General features: G+C 58.5%; 19 protein-coding genes and 3 pseudogenes. 14 read left to right on the top strand and 8 right to left on the bottom strand.

All coding sequences use genetic code 11. The features are described 5' to 3' along the window. Positions 1–7 precede the first annotated feature (7 nt). Complete coding sequence (locus tag ACVWY3_RS22340) at positions 8–1,003, bottom strand: outer membrane protein (RefSeq protein ID WP_456840409.1); 996 nt, start codon at positions 1,001–1,003, stop codon at positions 8–10. Between the two features lie 432 nt (positions 1,004–1,435). Here ACVWY3_RS22340 and ACVWY3_RS22335 point away from each other — a divergent pair, with 432 nt between their 5' ends. Further along, the gene (locus ACVWY3_RS22335; protein WP_456840408.1) at positions 1,436–1,588 is read left to right on the top strand and encodes a hypothetical protein; all 153 of its coding nucleotides are present in this window, start codon (positions 1,436–1,438) and stop codon (positions 1,586–1,588) included. 62 nt (positions 1,589–1,650) lie between these two features. Here the strand turns inward: ACVWY3_RS22335 and ACVWY3_RS22330 are convergent, their stop codons facing one another. Further along, on the bottom strand, positions 1,651–1,794 hold the full coding sequence (locus tag ACVWY3_RS22330; RefSeq protein WP_456840407.1) for a hypothetical protein: 144 nt from the start codon (positions 1,792–1,794) through the stop codon (positions 1,651–1,653). 813 nt (positions 1,795–2,607) lie between these two features. On the opposite strand from ACVWY3_RS22330, the pseudogene ACVWY3_RS22325 reads away from it, so the two are divergent. Then, positions 2,608–2,906 (top strand): annotated as a pseudogene (locus tag ACVWY3_RS22325) (DUF736 domain-containing protein). Between the two features lie 134 nt (positions 2,907–3,040). Here the strand turns inward: ACVWY3_RS22325 and ACVWY3_RS22320 are convergent. Next, entirely contained in the window at positions 3,041–4,366 is a 1,326-nt protein-coding gene (locus tag ACVWY3_RS22320) for a DUF3422 family protein (protein ID WP_456840406.1), read from the bottom strand. Positions 4,367–6,731: 2,365 nt separating this feature from the next. On the opposite strand from ACVWY3_RS22320, the gene hisN reads away from it, so the two are divergent. From hisN to eutB, 3 genes are read left to right on the top strand one after another with little or no spacing between them, the layout of a single operon-like run. Continuing rightward, positions 6,732–7,520 carry a histidinol-phosphatase gene (hisN, locus tag ACVWY3_RS22315; RefSeq protein WP_456840405.1) on the top strand — a complete coding sequence of 263 codons (789 nt, stop codon included), beginning with the start codon at positions 6,732–6,734 and terminating at the stop codon, positions 7,518–7,520. 58 nt (positions 7,521–7,578) lie between these two features. Beyond that, the gene (locus ACVWY3_RS22310; protein ID WP_456843581.1) at positions 7,579–7,731 is read left to right on the top strand and encodes a hypothetical protein; all 153 of its coding nucleotides are present in this window, start codon (positions 7,579–7,581) and stop codon (positions 7,729–7,731) included. Then, positions 7,662–7,913, top strand: a complete 252-nt coding sequence (gene eutB / locus ACVWY3_RS22305) for an ethanolamine ammonia-lyase subunit EutB (protein ID WP_456840404.1) — start codon at positions 7,662–7,664, stop codon at positions 7,911–7,913. Before ACVWY3_RS22310 ends, eutB begins: the two co-directional genes overlap by 70 nt. A 155-nt stretch (positions 7,914–8,068) precedes the next feature. Here the strand turns inward: eutB and ACVWY3_RS22300 are convergent. After that, a pseudogene (locus ACVWY3_RS22300) lies at positions 8,069–8,179 on the bottom strand (HK97 family phage prohead protease); the annotation flags it as partial. A gap of 946 nt (positions 8,180–9,125) precedes the next feature. Further along, positions 9,126–9,308, bottom strand: a pseudogene (locus ACVWY3_RS22295) (hypothetical protein). Positions 9,309–9,395: 87 nt separating this feature from the next. On the opposite strand from ACVWY3_RS22295, the gene ACVWY3_RS22290 reads away from it, so the two are divergent. From ACVWY3_RS22290 to ACVWY3_RS22265, 6 genes are all read left to right on the top strand, one after another. Continuing rightward, positions 9,396–9,914 carry a phage tail length tape measure family protein gene (locus ACVWY3_RS22290; RefSeq protein WP_456840403.1) on the top strand — a complete coding sequence of 173 codons (519 nt, stop codon included), beginning with the start codon at positions 9,396–9,398 and terminating at the stop codon, positions 9,912–9,914. A gap of 115 nt (positions 9,915–10,029) precedes the next feature. Continuing rightward, positions 10,030–10,617, top strand: coding sequence for a hypothetical protein (locus tag ACVWY3_RS22285; protein WP_456840402.1), 588 nt, complete (start codon positions 10,030–10,032; stop codon positions 10,615–10,617). Between the two features lie 358 nt (positions 10,618–10,975). Further along, on the top strand, positions 10,976–11,275 hold the full coding sequence (locus ACVWY3_RS22280; protein WP_456840401.1) for an ATP-dependent DNA ligase: 300 nt from the start codon (positions 10,976–10,978) through the stop codon (positions 11,273–11,275). Next, positions 11,197–11,514, top strand: a complete 318-nt coding sequence (locus ACVWY3_RS22275; protein WP_456840400.1) for an ATP-dependent DNA ligase — start codon at positions 11,197–11,199, stop codon at positions 11,512–11,514. The genes ACVWY3_RS22280 and ACVWY3_RS22275 overlap by 79 nt, the downstream gene beginning before the upstream one ends. A gap of 121 nt (positions 11,515–11,635) precedes the next feature. Further along, positions 11,636–11,800: an ATP dependent DNA ligase gene (locus tag ACVWY3_RS22270; RefSeq protein WP_456840399.1), complete on the top strand. Its 165-nt coding sequence runs from the start codon at positions 11,636–11,638 to the stop codon at positions 11,798–11,800. Positions 11,801–11,916: 116 nt separating this feature from the next. Continuing rightward, positions 11,917–12,087, top strand: coding sequence for a DUF3606 domain-containing protein (locus ACVWY3_RS22265; RefSeq protein WP_456840398.1), 171 nt, complete (start codon positions 11,917–11,919; stop codon positions 12,085–12,087). Positions 12,088–12,418: 331 nt separating this feature from the next. Here the strand turns inward: ACVWY3_RS22265 and ACVWY3_RS22260 are convergent, their stop codons facing one another. Then, positions 12,419–12,613 carry a hypothetical protein gene (locus ACVWY3_RS22260; protein WP_456843425.1) on the bottom strand — a complete coding sequence of 65 codons (195 nt, stop codon included), beginning with the start codon at positions 12,611–12,613 and terminating at the stop codon, positions 12,419–12,421. A 1,878-nt stretch (positions 12,614–14,491) separates the two neighbouring features. After that, on the bottom strand, positions 14,492–14,755 hold the full coding sequence (locus ACVWY3_RS22255) for a hypothetical protein (RefSeq protein ID WP_456840397.1): 264 nt from the start codon (positions 14,753–14,755) through the stop codon (positions 14,492–14,494). A gap of 141 nt (positions 14,756–14,896) precedes the next feature. Between ACVWY3_RS22255 and ACVWY3_RS22250 the strand changes: the two genes are divergently transcribed. The 3 genes from ACVWY3_RS22250 to ACVWY3_RS22240 all read left to right on the top strand — a co-directional run bounded on the left by ACVWY3_RS22250 (position 14,897) and on the right by ACVWY3_RS22240 (position 17,055). Further along, a complete protein-coding gene (locus ACVWY3_RS22250) occupies positions 14,897–15,031 on the top strand; it encodes a hypothetical protein (protein ID WP_456840396.1) in 135 nt (44 codons plus the stop codon). A gap of 447 nt (positions 15,032–15,478) precedes the next feature. Then, complete coding sequence (locus ACVWY3_RS22245) at positions 15,479–15,979, top strand: Phasin protein (RefSeq protein WP_456840395.1); 501 nt, start codon at positions 15,479–15,481, stop codon at positions 15,977–15,979. 131 nt (positions 15,980–16,110) lie between these two features. Next, on the top strand, positions 16,111–17,055 hold the full coding sequence (locus ACVWY3_RS22240) for an alpha/beta fold hydrolase (protein ID WP_456840394.1): 945 nt from the start codon (positions 16,111–16,113) through the stop codon (positions 17,053–17,055). Between the two features lie 1,031 nt (positions 17,056–18,086). On the opposite strand, the gene phaP is transcribed toward ACVWY3_RS22240, so the two are convergent. Then, complete coding sequence (gene phaP / locus ACVWY3_RS22235) at positions 18,087–18,674, bottom strand: TIGR01841 family phasin (protein ID WP_456840393.1); 588 nt, start codon at positions 18,672–18,674, stop codon at positions 18,087–18,089. Positions 18,675–18,705 lie beyond the last annotated feature (31 nt).

Here is an 18,705-nt window from a genome sequence, read left to right as displayed (position 1 = left end):
GGGACTGTCAACACGACCGAATAACTCCCCAGAGAATCCATCCAGTCCATGATACGTGAGCCGTGATATCAGCAAGCCGGGATCTTGGCGTTCGTCCGCTGCGCTGTGATCCCACTGGAATTTCCCCCGGGCTAAGCCAGAGCCGCGAGCCGCCTTCGAACGACCAACCAATTGCGTAGGGAATGGGCTGCACGCTCGCGGGCGCCTTCGTGTACAGCGGAGCATTAGACCATTGTGCGGCCTTCGAGTCGGCGTCGAAATGGTAGTTAAGGCCAATCTTTCCGATGTGGTAGTTGCTGGACAGGCTGGTTGTGTTCGCCGGCAGAATCGCAAACGGCGGAAACTGCACTGTCGAAGCGGTCGCGACGCCCGGTCCGCCAAAGTGCAGATAGTCATACTCGACGTTCACCGACCATGCAGGCGTTAGGGCTTGCTCGATGCCCAGCCCGATGATGCCACCGACCCGGCCATAGTCGAAATGGGTTTTCTCCTGTGGCCAGCCGCCTTCAAAGTTGTTGACGACATCGCCCCGATTGTTTTGCCAGGCTAGGCCTGCCTTGAGATAGGCCAGCGTGTGTCCGAGCGCGCCAAAGGCGTAACCGACGCGACCGGTCCCGGAGGCAAAGAGGCTCGGACCTGCCTTGCAATTTGCGCTCACAACTAAGCCCGAAGCGGCGAGGCATGTATTTGTGCCGTCGGAGACAGCACCGCTGGCATCCAGCTCGATGCCAAACACCCAGCTGCTGTTCTGCCAGTTGTAACCGATCTGGCCACCTGCAAGGAACGCCGGGGTATCGACGATGCCGCCATAGATTGATGGACCGTATGGATTGCTGAAGGAGGTTCGGCCGTATCCACCGCCGACGTGTCCGCCGATATAACCACCCGACCAGTTCCATACGACCAGCGGCAGCTTCGGTTCTTGTTCAAGGCGCGCGTTGGCCGCTCCGCTCGCTATGACCGCAATCGTCGTGACGCCCAACCCAACTACTCTCGACTTCATCAAAGATCCTGCACTTTCCCGGTCCACACCGGCTTTCCTAAGATATCGCCGCACGGCAAATCGTCGGAGCAGAGCTGACATTTGCGGCAATGCGCGCCAGATCCGCTCCGAAATCACCGTACTGCGATTGGTGATGATGCCCGAATGGAGCAATGGATGTGCCAAACTGAATTCGCTTGTTTTGCAGGCTTTTCGGAAGAGTTTGTCGCGTCAACTTGCCGACGTTGTCTCAAATGTGACAATCGGAGCTTCCGACAATCTCTCCACAGCCGACATTTGCGAGCGCAGATCCAATACGCAACCTTTGTAATTGCGTGGGAATAGTTGCGCGCCAAAACGCCGCCAAACGGGAAACAACCAGGGCTTGCGAGTGAGTGGCGATTGTAACCCCGGATCCTCAATAGCAACACACACGATGGAGTGGCAGCCGAAATGGAGAAAGAATACAGGACTTTCCCGAAACTGATTGCGCTAGGTGATTTCAAACGGCGGGGGCCACTTGGGGATCAAAAAGGGTCAATGCCGATTGCACGAGGCCTGCGCAAGCTCGGCGCCAATGACAAAATCGCACAACTGGATTTGTGACGATCCGGTCGCTGCGTTTCCTGCTGTAGGGGCGCGCGCCGTGGTGGTGGAAGGCGCAGCCGTCAGACTTTTATCTCACGGGCTCCACCGCCATCATCATGCTCCGGGCCAGCACTCATTATCCTCCTCATCGGCTTGTTCTGTTGGCTGGTGTTCACGCTCGCTGCCTCTGCGCTCCCGGTCTTCATTGGCATGACGATCGCCATGTGGGCCTCCACCCGTGCGGGCTTGCTCGGAGGCGTCGCAATTGACGTCGCGCCCGCTACGTAGAGGGCGATAGCGGCACATATGGATTCGCCCTGATGACGGTGCCCCACCAATCTGGCGGATGATTCTTGGCGTCCTGCGTGCCATTGCCCTCAGCATCACAGCGTTCATCCGCTTCACTGGAACGGCCGCCCCCGAACCTGCCGGATAATGGTAGCGCCAACTTAAGGCGTCGCGACGACGGGCGGGACTGGACCAGATGTCGGGGATCCTCACGGCCCTCATCGTCGAAATTCGAACGAGAGCGGGCTGGCCGTTGAAGCTCCGATGGTCGAACTTCCGCCCCGGACTCGTCGCGGTGATCATGGAGGCATGGGCCAAGCGGTCGCATCTCGAGGCTGCGGCCGACAATAAACGTGAACGGGCCGCGCGGCCGACGCGTAATCACGATGCCAAATCCGTCCGCTGCTGAAGAGGGAGGGCGCGTGTCACCATCGAACTCAGTCGCCGGCCTCTCTGTGCGGTCGAACTCGCCACATTCTCCTTCCGATTCTTAGGCCGAGCGCACCAACGGCCATCTTCGATGGATTGGTCTGCCCGAAGGACGGCTGCGCCTCGACCGCCTAAGGCGCAACAGCGGCGTCACAACTTTTTCCCCTGTCGGCTGCGCCGTCATTCGTCGCGCGAGCCAAGAAAGTTGCTCCTTTGCTGTCAGGCCCCTTCGGGGTGCGCTGTCGATCGCCTCCGGCCTGTCGATCACCATCGAGGCCGCAAGGTGCGAGCTCGGCATACGGAGATCAAGGAGAACTACAATGGCGACCATCGGCACCTTCAAAAAGACCGGCAACATCGAGCTCATCGGCGCGATCGTCACACTCTCGCTCCAGGCCAGGAACGTCCGGATCGTCCCCGACCAACCGCTCCCGCGCCAACGCACCGAGCCACCGGGTCTATGTCGGCCGTGTGGAGATCGGGGCTGCCTGGTCGAAGCGCTCTAACGAAGCTCGACGATCGGAGCTTCACCGCTGCGATCTTCGCCAAGCTCTTCCGACGAAGAAGGTGAGCCCTTCAGCCTGATCTGCCGGGTCCCAACCGCCGCAACGGCGACTGATCCTGCCCACATTGCCTCGCCGGCTGGTCCGGGAGGCATTACCTTGCGCAGGAGCAGGCCGCGATCTTGCGGCAGCGTGGCACCCCGACCATGCGAGCTTTGGAGGACGAACGCAACGATTCCCTTTAGGAGCTCTAGTCGTAAGTAACCGAGGGCGCGTCGTTGTGCTTGAGGTGTCGCTTTCGGACATTGTAACTCACCAGCCAGATCACGCCGACCGCGATCGGCACGAAGGCTGCGGTCAGGAACGAGGGCTCTACTCGCAGTCCGACATCATGCGCGCCCTTGGCAAGATAGCTAAATAGGCTGACCACATAATATCCTATCGCCCCGACCGACAATCCTTCGACCGTGCACTGCAGCCGAAGTTGCTGTCTCGCGCGCTCGTTGATAGCCTGCAACAGGTCACGATTCTGTCGTTCGATTTCGACGTCGACCCGGGTTCGCAACAGATCGGCGGCACGCGCGAGCTTGACCGACAGAGTCGCCTGACGATCCTCCACAGTTGCGCAGGTTCGCATCGCCGGCGCCATGCGGCGTGCCAGAAACGACGACCAGGTCGGATAGCCCGAGACATCGTTGCCTTCAATGATGGACAGTCGCGATTGGACCAGCTCGTTATAGGCCCTGCTGGCGCCGAAGCGAAACAGGCTGCCGGTCGCGCCTCTTTCGAAGGATGCGGCCAGCGCGGTCAGCTCAGCAAGTAGGTGGTTGTTGAACTGCAGCCCCTCACCGCTTTGCATTTTCTCGAGCGCCTCAACAAGACGACGGTCAATGCGATCAACAGATGGTGCAAGCTCAAGGGCTGCCGACAGGCCAAGCAGCGCCAATGGACGGTAGGTCTCGATTTCGAGGAGCCGCTGCACCAGCGCTCCGAGATCGTGCGACGTCAACCCGAGGTCGCAGACGAGGATTTTCGTGAAGCCTTTTTCGTCTACGCGGAAGTCTGAGGCGGCAACGCCTGCGCCGCTGTTTGTGACAACCATGGCCAGGCTGTCCTTGTCAAAAATCTGTTCGGCCCGCCTGGTCGGCGAGGCATCCCGCTCCACTTCTAGCCTGATCGCGACCAGCAACTGTCCGGTCTGACGCAACGCGCGGATCAGCGATCGGACGGTGCCATCAACTTTGTCAAATTGGTCTGCGGCAGAACAATTTGCATTAGTCCAGATCCAGGTAAATGTTGTAAATTCGGAATGCTGCTCCCAGCGTAGCGTAGCGGGACCGATGACAATCTGATGAAGTTTCGCAGATTGCTCAGGCGGCGTAAGATTGCGCTCGAGGCAAAAATCGATAAAACGGCAGCGATCGCTTGTGGCCGCTTCGCCCTGTGCCAGAAAAGCGAAGTGGATCACGCTGAATGGCGAAACAAGGCGCGTGAAGGGGCGCGCGTGCACTTCGCGGAGCACAGCGTCGCGTTGCGGATGTGGCGTGAAGGTTCGCAGATCCAGTTCATCGACCATGTATTAACGCCTCGCTTCGGGTGAGCAGGCAACCGTCAGCCTTGACGCGGGAGGCAATGGCGGTGCTTGGAAACGGTTGCGCGCGGCTAGGTTGATGATGAAGTCATGTCGACGATCACTACCGAGGCCGCCTTGAACTCGCGAAAGAGGTCTTTCGGGAGGAGCGTCAGGCCAGGCAGATTGAGATGGAGCCGCCCCATCCAGCTTTCGAATGACGGCATCAACGTATGGTCCGGTGTTTACGGCGAAAGGTCGACATTGTGGCTCGATAGGTCTAGCGTTGCGCGCGCGACCTTGGCGGTGCACGTTTTTCGTCCCCACCAATATCGCTCTAGCGTGACAGACTATCGGTCGCACGATCCAAACGCGTCTTTATGTCCCATACCAAATTTGGTAGGCAGCCGTTTTAGCTCCGCGTTGCGTAAACTGTCGTTCCCGCGGCGAAGGTTGATATTGGGAGCAGGCGCAATTTGCTCCAGCAGAATCATCGGCACCCAAAGCCGATCGATCGACCCGATATCGGACCAGAGTGCCGCTCACCGAAGAATTAAAGCCGTTTTGTCTGTGAAGAATCGGTACTTCGTGGCCGTGGGTAAGTTGCTTTGTTAGACGAAGCCGTTGATGCGGTGGACGCGGGCTAGACGCATTCGTCTTGCGATTGACAAGGGCGTGCGTGGAGACGCCCTCGAGGCGGCTCGCTACATCCAATCCCAGCCGAGTGCACACGAAATCACCGAGTCCGATCGGCGGTCCGGCCGGAAATTTTCGGGGACCAACGTTTGCAACTTGATCGATGGCCGGCAAACCGGCAGATCAGACGGGAAGGATAACTTGTGCATCTCGTCATCGTATCGAACCGGTCGCCGGTAGCGACGTCAATAAACCCAAAACAGGCGGGGCTTGAGGCGGTCCTTGCTACTGTGGGGCGATTTGGGTGGGGCCGAGGCGATGCTCGCCTATGATTTGATAGATTTCAGACGGACGAGAATCGACAGAATCTCCATGCCTGGGTCCGTGCCGATTTCGAGCTCACGCCTGATGGAAATCGTGTGGTGATTTCCCGCAATGGCCGCGTGACAAGATCGCAAGTATTTCCGATCGGCAGATACAAATAGATTTGCGCAAAATGCTCTCCAATGCCGATGCCTTGTTGCTATTGCAAGGTCTCAATCGTGAGAAACGTGCCGTCGACGTCGACCGGATTCGGCTGGAACCACGGTCCCCCAAGCGGCTCCAGACATCCTGCTCGGCGCGCTCAATAGCGTAGATGGCATCCCGAGGGCCGTACCAGCCCACGGCAGATGTTTGCATCCATGGTCATCCGTACATGGCACAGTGGGCTGCAGGCATGAGGGAAGGGACAGCCTACAATCCGTTCGGCGCCAAGGTTATCCTCATACCTCGACTTAAGGGCGGCTGAACGGAAATGGCTTGTCATTGGCTGCCTGCTTGAAACCTCGGCTATCGGGCGCCGCAGCTTATCGCGATCCCGCGGTAGAGCAGTTCGACGCCGGCACAAAAGTCGGTACAACGATCAACCTCCGAGGCTGAGATCGTCAAAGCGAATCGAAGATGACGAAGTTGCCTTTGTGTTTGACGGTCAGCCCTTCAGCCTTGAACCCGCAGTCGCTGACGTGGCCTGACGGCGGCAAGGTTCATTCGCCACAATTAGTGAAGACCCTGACGAAGACTGCCTGCGCGGCTGGACAATTCTGACAAGTTTGAGGCTTGTAGCATCGCTGTTCTAAGTTGACTGGGGGTGCGCGGTGCCCCGCAAGTTACCGAATTCGAGGAATTGATCGCGGCCGTCAGCTTTTGGTCAGGGGACGGGGTTAGTCAGGCACTGCCCGAAAGGTGTCTGGGCAGCCCCACGAAGCTCCTTTACCGGTTATGCTCGATCAGGTGGAGGGGAAATGTCGTAGCGTTTCATGAACACGCATCGCGCTTCGCGCGCGACGTTTGATGATCGGCAACGCAGACAAATCACATATCTAGGGTGTCCAAAATGCTGCATGAATATCGCAGCCTTAGTGTTATCGTTCGGTCCTCGTCGGGCGCGAAGGGCGATACCGGCGAGATAGCCGGAAGGACAATACAAGGTCGAGGATGGATACATACTGCTTAACAAGTTCAAAGATAGTGGCATTGCGTATCAGCCGGCCCGTGGCAAGGACGATGATCCCATCGCAGTCGCGAAACGACACTTAAAATCCTGGTGGCAGACGCAGGATGTTTGCGGGAACCTGGAGCCGCCTGAGCGGATTGCTTGAGCCTACTTGGCGGGTCGCAAATACGGCATCTCGAAACACATGGGCCGCGCTTGATCATCCGTGATCCACTGGCCGCTGTTCCTGCAGGAGTTGTAATGGGCCAATATGCCATCATAGCAGACGATGCCGATGTCTATCTGTCATTCGCCGCCGAGCTAGCGGATTCGGTCAGGCCCATCGTGCTGTCCTATTTCCGCACGCCGCTGGATGTCGTGGCCAAGTCCGATGCCAGCCCGGTGACGATCGCCGATCGAGCCGTCGAGTTGCGTCTCAGGGAAAGGATAGAGGCGCGCTTTCCGGAGCATGGCATCATCGGCGAGGAGATCGGAGCCAAGCCCGGCGGAGCATTCACGTGGATCGTTGACCCGATCGACGGCACTAAGAGCTTTATCAGCGGCTTTCCCTTGTTCGGCACGCTGATCGCGTTGACCTATCAGCAGCAGCCGTTCTGCGGCCTGATCGACATCCCCTTTACGGGCGAGCGGTGGATGGCGAAGCCCAGCGTGGCGCGGTTTGGCGATGGATTGGCTCGGACCAGCGCATGCGAGAGCCTCGCCGACGCGAGCTTCTACACCACATCGCCTGACATGTTCCGCAAAGGCGAGATGGAGCCATTCGAGCGGCTGTCGCGAGTTGCGCGGATGCGCCGATTCGGCGGCGATTGCTACATCTATGGCCTGCTTGCGTCGGGACACTGCGACATAGTTCTCGAAACGGGGCTTCAGCCATATGACTACATGGCGCTGGTTCCGATCGTGCAGGGCGCCGGCGGCTGCATCACCGATTGGGAGGGATGCCCGCTTTCGATTCACTCGGAAGGGCGCATCTTGGCAACCGCTACGCCGCGGCTTCATGCCGAAGCGCTCGCCTTGATCAAGGGATAACCACTAATCATGCCCTATAGAGGGGACAGGTGTCCGCTTTGCTGACCTCGGGGATCTGATGGCCAAGGTGACGTCCGAGCGGACGGTCGATCAGCTCGTCGGCATCGCCGCTGACGGTCCGGAAGAGCGGCTTGCGCCCAGATGGCGCTCGCCGATGTGCCGACTGGCCGAGAAACTGATTCCGGCCGTACTGACGACGTCTCTCGCCTGATCTTGGATCGACATGATTCGGCGGCCTTTGCGATCGTCTCATCGCTCACCGTCGGCGAATTGCGCGATTGGCTGCTGAAGCCGGAAGGCCAACGAAGGTCCAAGCGATTGGTCACACCGAGTGCAGCAACGAGACGGCTCCGCAGGGCTCGCAGCTCAGATTGCAGATCAGGATCACTCTGACGCTCAAACGCGTCATCCAACAACTTTGCGACCGCCGCCTGTCTCGCCGTTGCTCGGACAATCGTGCGTACTCCGGCAAGGCGAGGTACCGTGCCACGCGCATCCTGCCGGCCAACCGTTCCCAGCGCGGTCTGGCCTTCTGGCGTGGACGGATCGACAGTCAGATAGAAGTACAACCCGACACTACCCTCGCGCAACTTAAGGCTCCCCGCCGTGGTTCGCCCAAGTACTCGGCCACTATCATGATCGAGCAACCTCGAAGACATCTGACTGCAAAACGTTGGCGCGCGCATCGGCCACGCCAAGGAGCTTTCGTTTCGTCCGACCGCCCCGGTTTGGAAACCGTCATCGCGCAGGACTGCATCGACCTATTCGTTGACCTTCTCGATCAGAGTCGGTCCGACAAAGAAAATATCGCGTCCTGGCTGATAACGTAATCACCGGGTACGCGGTGAAGTCGCCACTAGCTACCGGCGGCCCCCAAAAATTCACGCATCCACAATTCAAAATATGGGTCTGAACGCGAATTCCGAAAGCCAAGGCCCGCATTGAGCGCCGACATCTCATCAATGCCGGCCGCTTTAAGCGCAACGAACCGACCGCCGACGCGATCGGCGATCCACCCAAGTGGCTAATCGAGCCACAGTCCGCAGCTTGGCGAGAATTCGCTGGTGAACTGCCGTGGTTGAACCACAGCCACCGCGCCTTGCTGGAAGTCGCTTGCATCGTGCGTGCTCGCCTGCGGGCAGGTGAGGAGGTGGGCACCAAGGCGCTTTCGCTTCTGCGATTGTGCTTGGGAAGCATGGGCGCCACGCCGGCTGATGCGAGTAAGGTTAGTTGGGCGCCGGAGAAAGAACCCGATGACCTGCTCGATTGACAGCTGCGTGATGCGCGTTCCGCCAATCAAAAGGCCGCAGTAGCAAGCCACCGCGGCCTGCCGGGTTAAAATGTGTAGGTGAAATATCAGATCCAGCCCCGGCGGAAGTAGCCTAGCCGGACTACGCCCAGTCGCAATGTCGTCGATGTCACACTTTGGAAAATGTTACGTCTACGTCAGGGCTACTGACAAATGGAAGAGGGAGAGCCCGCCGGGGCTGGCTATAGCGAGCTCTCAACCTCCGCGCGCGAGCTGCCCAGCTCGCCACACAACAGTCTGCAGGTCAGCATGTCAGTTTCGTGTCGAAACGATATCGAAATTTGGCGGACGGGTGATCACCGTTGATGGCCGAGTCCAACACCCAACACGATAGCTTTTTGACGGAGCGCGCGCTCGGTGCGCTTGGTCATCTTGGAAATCTTCGCAACCGGTGTCCGCGACTAGGAGTGCGCTTTCAATTCCTTGATGTCTTCTTTCGTCCACTCTCGGCGGACAATTTTCTTTGTCTTCTTAGGCACTCGGCGACTCCATGAGTTGTTAGGAGCGCGATCTAACAACGCCGCGCACGCTGCGCAACAATAGCTCGATTATGTTTCGGAGATTTAATGGCTGACAACGAACAACTAATTCTATCTATCTCGGCCGACACGCGAGCAATGCAACGCCAGCTTGACAAGCTGGTAGGGCAGATAGGCACCGTTGACAATAGTCTTGGAAATGCGTTCACCAAGGCACCGAAGAAGATCGACGACGTTGCCAAGTCGCTCGGCGCGGCAAAATTCCAGAGCGCCAATCTTGCCGCACAGTTCCAGGACATTGCTGTTCAGCTTCAGGGCGGTCAGTCGTCTTTCACCGTGGCGCTGCAGCAGGGCACGCAGATTAGCCAGGTGCTGGGGCAATCTGGCGCTGGTGCCGCTGTCGTGCTGTTGGGCGCCGCTTTTAAGTCGCTGCTTTCGCCAACCAGCCTGGCTACCATCGGCGTCATTGCACTTGGCGGTGCGGCCCTTCAATACGGCCTTAAGGCGATTGGTGCGGTCGACGACCTAGACGACCGGCTCAAGGTTCACGCAGACCTTATTAAGTCACTAGAAGGACGCCTATGGCGAGGCGGGCAAGGGCGTTGATACTTTCGCCAAGGACAGCATCACAGTCTTCAAGACGCTGCTCAGCTTATCGACTGACAGCTTTCAGAAGGATTTGGAGCGGCTTTCGAAGACTGCGCTGTCGGCAGCTGTGCCAATGGCGCGGTTCGTTGACGACTTAGGGCGTCCACTTGCGGACGCGGCGGACAAATTTGCCCCGTTCCGCAAGGCGATCGATGACTTCAACGCATCCGTGAAGGCCGGAAAGCCGGATGTCAGGGCGTTCCGCGAAGCTGTCTCTAATATCGTCGACAGTTCGGTGGATCAGAACGTGCGAAAGCTTGGTCAGTCGCTACTCGATATGACCGACAATACGAACAAGATTGATCTTGCGCTTCAGAGCGCTCAGAAGTCATTGCGCGGATTCAGCTCCGAGGCGTTGGCAGCTGCCCAGCAGGGCGAAGCCTTCGCCAAGGCGATGCAGACGCTTGGCAGCACAGTGGCGCCCGACCTGACTGACCGCCAAAAGATCCTGAAGAACTACAACGATGCGTTGGAAAAGGCGGGCATCACCGAAGAGCGCCTGGCCGTTGCTAGAGTGCGTGATGACCAACTGACTATCCTGTCAACCAACGAACGCAAGAAAGCGGCGGAGGATCAGGCTAGCCAGGACGAGCAAAATCTGAAGCGCTTCCAGAATTCTTTGAATTCGACCGCAAGGCATTGGGCCTCGGAGCCAGACTGATATCGCCTAGCTACTTCTTCTCGGCCTGACCGTCGTTCGTGCCGCTTTCCGGGCCGATGTAGATGCCGGTACGCATGCACTTCTTCCGGGCCGCCATCGCAAAGGGGAGCTTTGTCACACCGCGTTCTCTTGCCGTTCGGCTGGCGTTCTCGTTGACCTTGAAAATACAACCGGGAAACGCGATTGCGGTTGTATAAAGTTCAGCCTTGGGAACGCCTTCTTGGCTCGGCGGTTGGAGAGTCGTGAATAAGGTAGGTAGACTGCCCGCTGTTGGCCCAACCCGAGGGCGGGCTTTTTGTGAGTTGCGTTAGTGGCAAAGCGTACCAAAGCAGCGGCGAAACAGCCGGAGGCCCCTCGGATGGCGGGGTTTATTGCGCCCCAGCTTGCGACCCTAAAGATGAAGGCACCTTCCGGGTCTCAGTGGATTCGCGAAGTCAAATACGACGGCTACCGCATCCAGGTCCGTATCAATGGAGATGACCGCCGCGCCCACACGCGAAACGGCCATAACTGGGTTCACAAGTCTCCGTCATTGCCGGCGCCTTCGACATCGAAGGAGAGGCGATCATTGACGGCGAGGTGGTCGTTATCCACGAGGGGCGACCTAACTTCTCCGAGCTGCAGGCCGACCTCGCGAGAGGGGATCAGGATCGCTTAGTTTACTTCGCCTTCGATCTCCTGTGGCTTGATGGCCATGACCTCCGGAAGCTTTCCCAGCTTGCGCGTAAGGAGCTGCTCAAGGAGCTTATCTGGCGCAATAACATCGAGGAGTCTATCCTCTACAGTGAACATCACGAAGGGGACGGGCAGGCGCTGTTCGAAGCAGCCGGCAAACTGAAGTACGAGGGTATCATCTACAAGCGAGTGGATTCCTCCTTACCGATCGGCGCGGGTTGAAGCCTGGCAGAAGATCAAAGCCGTCCAAAATGGCAAATTCCCCGTTGTCGGCTTCATAAAAGATCCCACCGGTGTTGCCGCTCTCTATCTCGGCAAGAGAGAAGGTAAAGACCTGGTCTAGATGGGCAAGATGGGGACGGGTTGGAGCCGGACCACCTCTCGCAAGATTAGAAATGCGCTCGACACTATGATCAGTCCAAAGCAGAAGCTTACCAAGCCCATTAGAAAACCAAAAGCCACATGGGTCGAGCCGAAATTCTACGCTGACGTTGATATCGAGACATAACGTCCGAAGCGCTGCTTCGCGCCAGCTCGTTCAAAGGCCTCACTCGCAAATAACCTATTCCTCTGCATTTGGGAACATCAGCATTGAGCTGACGTTCTGCTTCGGAGGAGAAGTAGATGACCATCGGCAAGCGTGTTCAACCGGACCGCAACAAGATCGACATGAACGATGATTACGCGGTTAAGTACTGGACCCATGAACTCGGAATAACGAGAAGCAGACTACAGCGCCTCGTTGACAAGGTAGGCAACTCCGCTGCAGCAGTCCGCAAGGAATTGTCGAGGTAAAAGTGTTGAAGCGAGAGGACAGGGAGCAGCTGCTACTGATGATAGACATCTGCTTAGCTGTTTGTCTCGCGGGTCTCATCGTCACCATTCTTGTCTCGATACGAAGGGTATTCATTGATTAATCGCAAGTGTCCTGTTTGCCTTGCTATCCGGTTCGTCTGCGAGAACGCAGCGCACTTGGAGTGAGGCCTTTGGCTGGCAATGAGGCGCCGGCATGCACTGCAGCTGCACACGACGACAGCTAGACCGCGCCTGAATTGAGCAGGCTTTTGAGGGAGGTCGAGGCAATCCCGACTACAACGCATTGGCGCCACGGCAGCGGTGCCGGCCCTTAGGAGCGTAACGCCGGAGAATGTACGAGTGGGACCGGGGGCACTTCCCCATCGAGCCACTGCTGCTCTTCGGCCAAAGCGCGCCACGCCGCCTCCATCCTCTGGAAGCGGCGCGCGGCGGGGGCGGTCTCGGCCTCCTCCGCCAGCTCGGCGCAGTTCTCGGCGCACTCCAGGTACTCTCTCGTTTGGTAAATCAGGCTACTCAGGCCTCAGGGGGTGTTGGACTCCTGCCATTTCTCCAGATCGAGATCCGGCCGGTCCGGCGGAAGTTGGTCCTTCTCGGGGTTACCCGTCCACGGCTTGTTGGTCTGCCTGTGGGTGGGCTCGTTGGTTTGCTGCCGCGGGTCATCCGTCGGCGTCTGGCGGGATCTCGGTCTTTGGGGGGCGTTTTCCATAGGGCGATAATGGGCGAACGCCACGCTCCGTTCCTAGGCGATCGGCAACTACCCGGCCGACCAGGCGTTTTAAATGTTCACTCATTGATTGTCGAATTGGGAGTTCTCATGATTACTGCAGCCCAATGCAAAAGCATCGCGCAACATTATAAGACCCTCGCCACATCTCCGAACATTTCTGAGGACCAAGCTTTTCTCTTGAGGAACATCGCGAGGAGCTTTGCTGGCGTCGCTGGTCAACTCGACAGGTTAGAAGCCCTAGCTAGGGGCGAACGTCCACAACCAACATAGTGCTGCTTCCGCGCCAACTAGGAACTTGTGCTAAAAAAGGCCGGTTCGTCCGAGAAGGGCCAAGAACCGAGCACGCAATGTCGTTTTCCGATTGCGTCCTACCATGCTGTCCGCAGTGCGGGGCTTGGCCGATGGCGGTCTCTGGTCCTGTGGCCGGCTTCTACCGGCTCGTCCAGTTTCAATGCCCGCGCTGCTTGCGTTGCGAAGTATTCGATACCGGCGGCTCAGAGACCATCCGTGGCGCGCATTGGCCAGCAAAGGCCGCGCGAAGTCGGGCGCGACCCCTTCGCGGCCACGGTTGCGCAGCAGATTAGTTCTCGAGCAGAGCTTGCCCTGGCGCCCCCACGTAAGCTCTCGTGCGGATCGAACCAGACTTGGTCGACGTCGAAAGGCCGCAGCGAACTCAATCGCTGCGGCCCGCGCAAGGTCAAATGAACCGGGTGAAATCAATTTACGTGAACTATGGAGCCAGCCCCGGGTTGCCGAATGTTCCCGCCGCGTGAAGTTCCTGCGACAACAAATGTGAATCCGCCGCGCGCCACCCCATACATCTATTGCCATATCGCTAGAACGCCTGAGGCCTGTGCACGTTAAGCCTTGGGCCAGCATGACCCCATCGGCTTGGCCTTTTTGCGTAGTATCGGCCCCAACTCAGCCCCCCGAGTTGGGGCCGCTTTTTGCGAGACGCAGAGAGCTGACGCACAGGCTTCAGCGCGCGCCTTGAACGTCTCAGAGGCGAGGCGCTGCCCACTTGTGAGCGAGCAGATCTTCCCCTGGCCTCGGTAGCCGCACCTAGGTCCCGCTTTCGTGCAGTTCGAGCCAGCCGAGATCGGCGCGGGCCTTCAACTTTGCCCTGTCTTATGCGTTACCTTTGCACCATGGCCGTGACAGACGCAGAACTCTTGCAAGGAAGCCGACGATTGCATCCACCTGGCGGAGAAGGCGATCAGCGCCCTAGACAAGGAAGAGTGGCAGCGCTTGGCCGAGTGGCTTAAGCTCGCACAGGAAGCCGAGAGTCGTGGAGGTCGATGGTTTCGCAGCCGATATGCACGGCATCACGAAGTGCGACCTGTGGTCGTTGCCGGATCGACTAATGACTACCTCAAGCGACCAACGAGCGGACATTCCGAAATCGACGCTAAGATCCATGACCGGACCACGCAACGCGCCGAACGGGTTGCTGTTCAATTGCCTCATCCGCCTGCGCCAGCAGCGCAGGGCACCGTGATGCCCAGCTGCTTTGCCGTTTTCAGGTTTAGAATGTGCGTGAATTTGTCGGCCTGCTCGATAGGCAGATCGCCGGGCTTCGCTTTTGCGCGACTTGGCCGCCCGCGCCGCGAGCCGGATCATCGACATCGGTATAGCATGGGTTTCGCCGGGCAACGATCAGCGTGACTTTCGCTTTCGCCGGGACTGCTTCCGGCTGAGCCGCTTCGCGTTTGCCGCCACCTTTCTTCGATATTGCTCAACAATCTTGTCTCCGGAAGCCCCCGCCATCAGACTTGCACCGGCCTTCCCCGCGGCAAACATCTTTTCGCTGACCATGCGCCGGGCTTCACGTTGAGCCGCTTTGCCGCCTCGCATCAACTTTGCGGTCCGCAGTCCGATCACGCGATTGCTTTCTAGCGCCAGCATTATCCAGTTCCACATGCAAGCGTTCCTTCACCTTGATCTTGGAACACATCCAAATGGGTTATAGCCGGAAATCGCTTCGCGTTGAAGAGTGAGACCCCTGGTGGGGGGCCAGACGGGAATGCTCCGATGGGTTTGGCAGGATCGCGATTTGTGCATATGGAGAGAACGCGCCGCGTCCGAACGGTCGTTATCGGCGTGCTGGAAGAATTGCCGTTTATCTGCCCGGTGGCGGTCGCAATCGCCTCGCTGATCATGATCGGCATCACGCTCTGGACTGATTGGCCGCAGTGAGGGTGAATAGCGCCCTGATACCTAACGCTAAGACCTGGCGCCCGGGTTGGGCGCCAAATCGGGCAGCCCGGCATACATGGCGTCGATGCCATCGAGATCAGTGAGCGTGCGGGCGTCCAACTTCTTCGCCTTGATCCGCCCTCGTTGATCAGCTTGTAGCATTTGATGTGGCTCAACCGGCCATAGCGGCACACGTCCCTGACCGAGGCATAGTGCTGCCTATCGCTGCCCCGGATCACCGCGATATCGATTTTCTCTGGTCCCGCTCATTTCAACACCTTTGAGATTTCGACCAGCGAAAGGCCGGCGGTCCGCCGTCCCCGCCGCATCGGCAACCCCAAGTACCTTTGAGACTAGGAGGTGCAGACTCGCGCGCGTTTGGAACGCCGCCCCTCAGAGCCCGTTGCCTTAGTGGCCGATGGTCCCCCCATGTTCTTGGAGCATCAGATGAGCAAACGTAAGCTGGGAATAGCGGCAAAGCGCCCGCGGAAAGCCAAAATGGCTGCGCGGGTCCAACGGAGCAAGCAGGCCACTATCAAGAGTCCGAAAGACGATCTTCTGCGCTCTGTCGCGATAGGCGCGATTGAATCGCCTCTCAAGCTTCAGGACGATTCAAGACACGAGGCTCCCATCGTTGAGAAATGCGGGGGTGACCTACAAGATGACCTCAGTCAGAAAATGGCGGAGAGCAATCCAAAGCAAGAGTTTGCTTTAGCGACGGCCAACATGCAAGCTCCAGTGAAGCTTCTCGAAATAGCGCAAGCGAACACGCAATTCGCTTTCGAGTTCGGCCTGAGACTTGCGGCGATCAGGTCACCATCCGACTTTTTTGCCGTCATTGCAGAATTTACAAGCAGGCGTATCGACCTGTACGGGAAGTATATGACTGCATATCCGTTCTGGTGCATCGAGGCGTCCCGGGCGCTCACGTCTCTGCCGGGACGATAACGGCAAGCCATACTCGCTGCGGCAAACGAATGGACGCAATGCCGATTGCGAGCACGGGTCACAACGAGGGAGGGAGAATCAACGTCCGCCCCGCTCGGTTCCGCAAATCCGCCAGTATCTAAGGTTGACTGATGTCCACAACTGAAACCGTCCTGCTGATCATTATGGCGGTATTTGTCTTGATGATACTCGGCAATATCGCATTTCAAGTGGCAGCGGAGCGTAAGAATCCGCCAATCGGCGTCTTCACCGAGTGCGACGGAGTGCGCCTTCACTATATCGAACGGGGCGAAGCCGCTGCGCCTTGCGTGGTCCTGTTTCACGGGAATGGGACCATGATTCAGGATCTCATCCTAAGCGGTTTGGTCGACCGTTTGGCCCACCAGTATCGCGTCATTTGCTTCGACCGGCCCGGGTTTGGCTACAGCCACCGTCCGCGTACGCGGATCTGGACGGCCACAACGCAAGCTTCCTTATTTGCGAAGGCTCTTGATCAGCTTGGTGTGCGCGATCCCGTGGTACTCGGCCACTCCTGGGGGACGCTGGTGGCAATCGCGCTGGCGTTGCGAAGTGGCTATACCGTGAGTGGGCTCGTGCTTGTGTCGGGCTACTACTTTCCTACGTCTCGCATGGACTTTTGGCTCATGTCAGGTCCGGCACTGCCGCTGCTCGGCGATCTAATGCGCTACACTATCTCGCCCATCATAGCGTGGGCGATTATGCCGAAGCTGATGCGCAAGCTGTTCGCGCCGCGTGCCATTTCGCCGGAATTCAAGAACGAATTTCCGATCTCCTTGGCGCTCCGGCCCAAGCAGTTGAGGGCGGCCGCCGAGGAGAGCGCGTTCCTTATTCCAGCTGCCGCGCAGTTGCAGCTGCAATATCAGCGAATCCGGTGTCCTGTTAGAATCGTGCATGGAAAGGCTGACCGGCTTATCGAGGCCGACCAGTCGCGCCGCTTGCATAAGACGTTGCCCCGCTCCCTGCTAGGGCTGGTCGAGGATGCTGGTCATATGGTTACCTATGCAGATGCCCCGGGAATAGCGGATGCCGTGGCGGCGCTGGCGGTAAGGGCTTAGCAGCGACCCTATCGAAGCTGGCTTGACGTTTTGCGAAGCCGCCAGGGCATGAGGTCGTCGATTTCGCTTTGGGGATGGCCGGCCGCGTCCCCGTCGCGCTCACCTTCAAATGCCGAGGTATCGCGGACGCGCGCCGCGACGGCTGGTGAGACACCCTCTAGCGGGACGATGATGGCTCGCCGAGAAGCTCAAAGAGTGCCGGCGCCTTGCGGTCCTCGCCGGAGTTGTCCTTGAGGACTTTCGTGCCTTTACCTACACCTCTCTGAACGCGGCATTTAATGGGGCCTGGATCGCGGAGCATACCGGCAATTCCGCCCTCGCAGAGATTGGCACGAAGGGATGTGGGCGTGGCGGGACGCCACTTTGCGCAGGCTTACGCGAAGAAGGCGGACACGCTTCGGAGGGTCGAGATTAGGTCCCTCGCTAGCGTCGCGGCCGTCGGAATGGACCAGATGCGAGAACCTTCGAACCCTTCGAAATTGCCTTCCTCCGATCATTGTTCCGGCTCGTCGAGCGGGATTGCGAACAGCGGGAGCGTTCAGCATGAAGTGCCGGCGCCGAGCACATAGGCAGCGTGATCGTCAGCGGCTCATGACGCATCGTCGCCGACTGAATAGCTAAAACGAAGGGGCCTGCCGGTTCACGAACCAAGACCGGCAACCACTTCTGTCGTCACTGCAACGTTACGGCGGTAAACCTATGTCGGCATCACGCGCCAACAGCACCCGCGCTTACTGAGCCGGTCGCGGAACTCCTAAGCCGTAGCTATGGTGCGTTCCAACAGATCACCGTTGCAGAGATTTACAAAGTGCAATCGAGAACATGCCGGGCAGACGAGAGCTCTATAGAGTTCACGCGAGCCACCGAGCGGCAGACCTTCGCATTCCACCCATTGGACCTGCCTATCCTGAACTGGACAATGGAATACAACGAGCGCCATAGATGCCTCCCAATACGGAACGCCCCATGCCCGAAACGGATCAGCGGCCGACCAAGATTTCGGCCGCTGATCTTTAGTTCCGTGTGCTGAGTCAGGCTGCCTGCCTGACTGCGGCGGTCATGTGCGTTGCGGCGTCTTCGGCGACTTTGACCGACATATCAGCGATCCGGCGGCTGCTCTGCAGCGCACGCTCAAGCGATTCGCGTACCAAGTCTGTCTGAACAGCAAGAAGATCGTGCGGAGTGCGACACCGCCAGAGCTCGCTCATTCCCTTCATGTTGTTCTCTACCTGGGTTCGCGTAAGCGCCAGCCATTCTCGCGAGGCATCGTTCATGCCCTTCGTTACTGCGGTCGCCGAATAGAGAATGCTCTCGGCGTTCCGAGCGGATCGTCTTGCTGCGTCCTGAGCTTCGCTCCCTGAGACGCCTAGCGCTTCACCGAAATGGTCCGCCGAGTGCCCAATTATCGCAGTCGCGACGTCTACACCGAACTGCCATGTGTTCTGTAACATTTCAGCATTGTGCTGCAGCACATGGGCGCTTGTCTTCGCCGCTTGCTCGCTTGCTTCTGCTGCGACTAGGCCGATCCGGCGCGTTTGCTCGGTCACTCTTTCACCGGCTCGACGGGCTTTATCCTCGACGTTTTGAGCGGCCTTATCCTCTGGGCGTTCGTTTGCCATTTTTCTTGTCTCCATCACAGGGGTTCTTGAG

The organism is Bradyrhizobium sp. USDA 4486 (genome assembly GCF_054057995.1).
The sequence above is the reverse complement of the archived record's forward strand: the minus strand, read 5'-3'. Positions and strand labels throughout refer to the sequence as shown.

What these genes read in the sequence shown, in the direction of transcription:
- ACVWY3_RS22240 (WP_456840394.1), top strand. Translation starts at nt 16,111, where the DNA reads ATGTCCACAACTGAAACCGTCCTGCTGATCATTATGGCGGTATTTGTC.
- ACVWY3_RS22320 (WP_456840406.1), bottom strand. Translation starts at nt 4,366, where the DNA reads ATGGTCGATGAACTGGATCTGCGAACCTTCACGCCACATCCGCAACGC.
- ACVWY3_RS22285 (WP_456840402.1), top strand. Translation starts at nt 10,030, where the DNA reads ATGGCGCGGTTCGTTGACGACTTAGGGCGTCCACTTGCGGACGCGGCG.
- ACVWY3_RS22250 (WP_456840396.1), top strand. Translation starts at nt 14,897, where the DNA reads ATGGAGAGAACGCGCCGCGTCCGAACGGTCGTTATCGGCGTGCTGGAA.
- ACVWY3_RS22270 (WP_456840399.1), top strand. Translation starts at nt 11,636, where the DNA reads ATGGGCAAGATGGGGACGGGTTGGAGCCGGACCACCTCTCGCAAGATT.
- eutB (WP_456840404.1), top strand. Translation starts at nt 7,662, where the DNA reads ATGGCGCTCGCCGATGTGCCGACTGGCCGAGAAACTGATTCCGGCCGT.
- ACVWY3_RS22265 (WP_456840398.1), top strand. Translation starts at nt 11,917, where the DNA reads ATGACCATCGGCAAGCGTGTTCAACCGGACCGCAACAAGATCGACATG.
- ACVWY3_RS22335 (WP_456840408.1), top strand. Translation starts at nt 1,436, where the DNA reads ATGGAGAAAGAATACAGGACTTTCCCGAAACTGATTGCGCTAGGTGAT.
- hisN (WP_456840405.1), top strand. Translation starts at nt 6,732, where the DNA reads ATGGGCCAATATGCCATCATAGCAGACGATGCCGATGTCTATCTGTCA.
- ACVWY3_RS22245 (WP_456840395.1), top strand. Translation starts at nt 15,479, where the DNA reads ATGAGCAAACGTAAGCTGGGAATAGCGGCAAAGCGCCCGCGGAAAGCC.
- ACVWY3_RS22330 (WP_456840407.1), bottom strand. Translation starts at nt 1,794, where the DNA reads ATGGCGATCGTCATGCCAATGAAGACCGGGAGCGCAGAGGCAGCGAGC.
- ACVWY3_RS22340 (WP_456840409.1), bottom strand. Translation starts at nt 1,003, where the DNA reads ATGAAGTCGAGAGTAGTTGGGTTGGGCGTCACGACGATTGCGGTCATA.
- phaP (WP_456840393.1), bottom strand. Translation starts at nt 18,674, where the DNA reads ATGGCAAACGAACGCCCAGAGGATAAGGCCGCTCAAAACGTCGAGGAT.
- ACVWY3_RS22290 (WP_456840403.1), top strand. Translation starts at nt 9,396, where the DNA reads ATGGCTGACAACGAACAACTAATTCTATCTATCTCGGCCGACACGCGA.
- ACVWY3_RS22310 (WP_456843581.1), top strand. Translation starts at nt 7,579, where the DNA reads ATGGCCAAGGTGACGTCCGAGCGGACGGTCGATCAGCTCGTCGGCATC.
- ACVWY3_RS22255 (WP_456840397.1), bottom strand. Translation starts at nt 14,755, where the DNA reads ATGTGGAACTGGATAATGCTGGCGCTAGAAAGCAATCGCGTGATCGGA.
- ACVWY3_RS22280 (WP_456840401.1), top strand. Translation starts at nt 10,976, where the DNA reads ATGGCGGGGTTTATTGCGCCCCAGCTTGCGACCCTAAAGATGAAGGCA.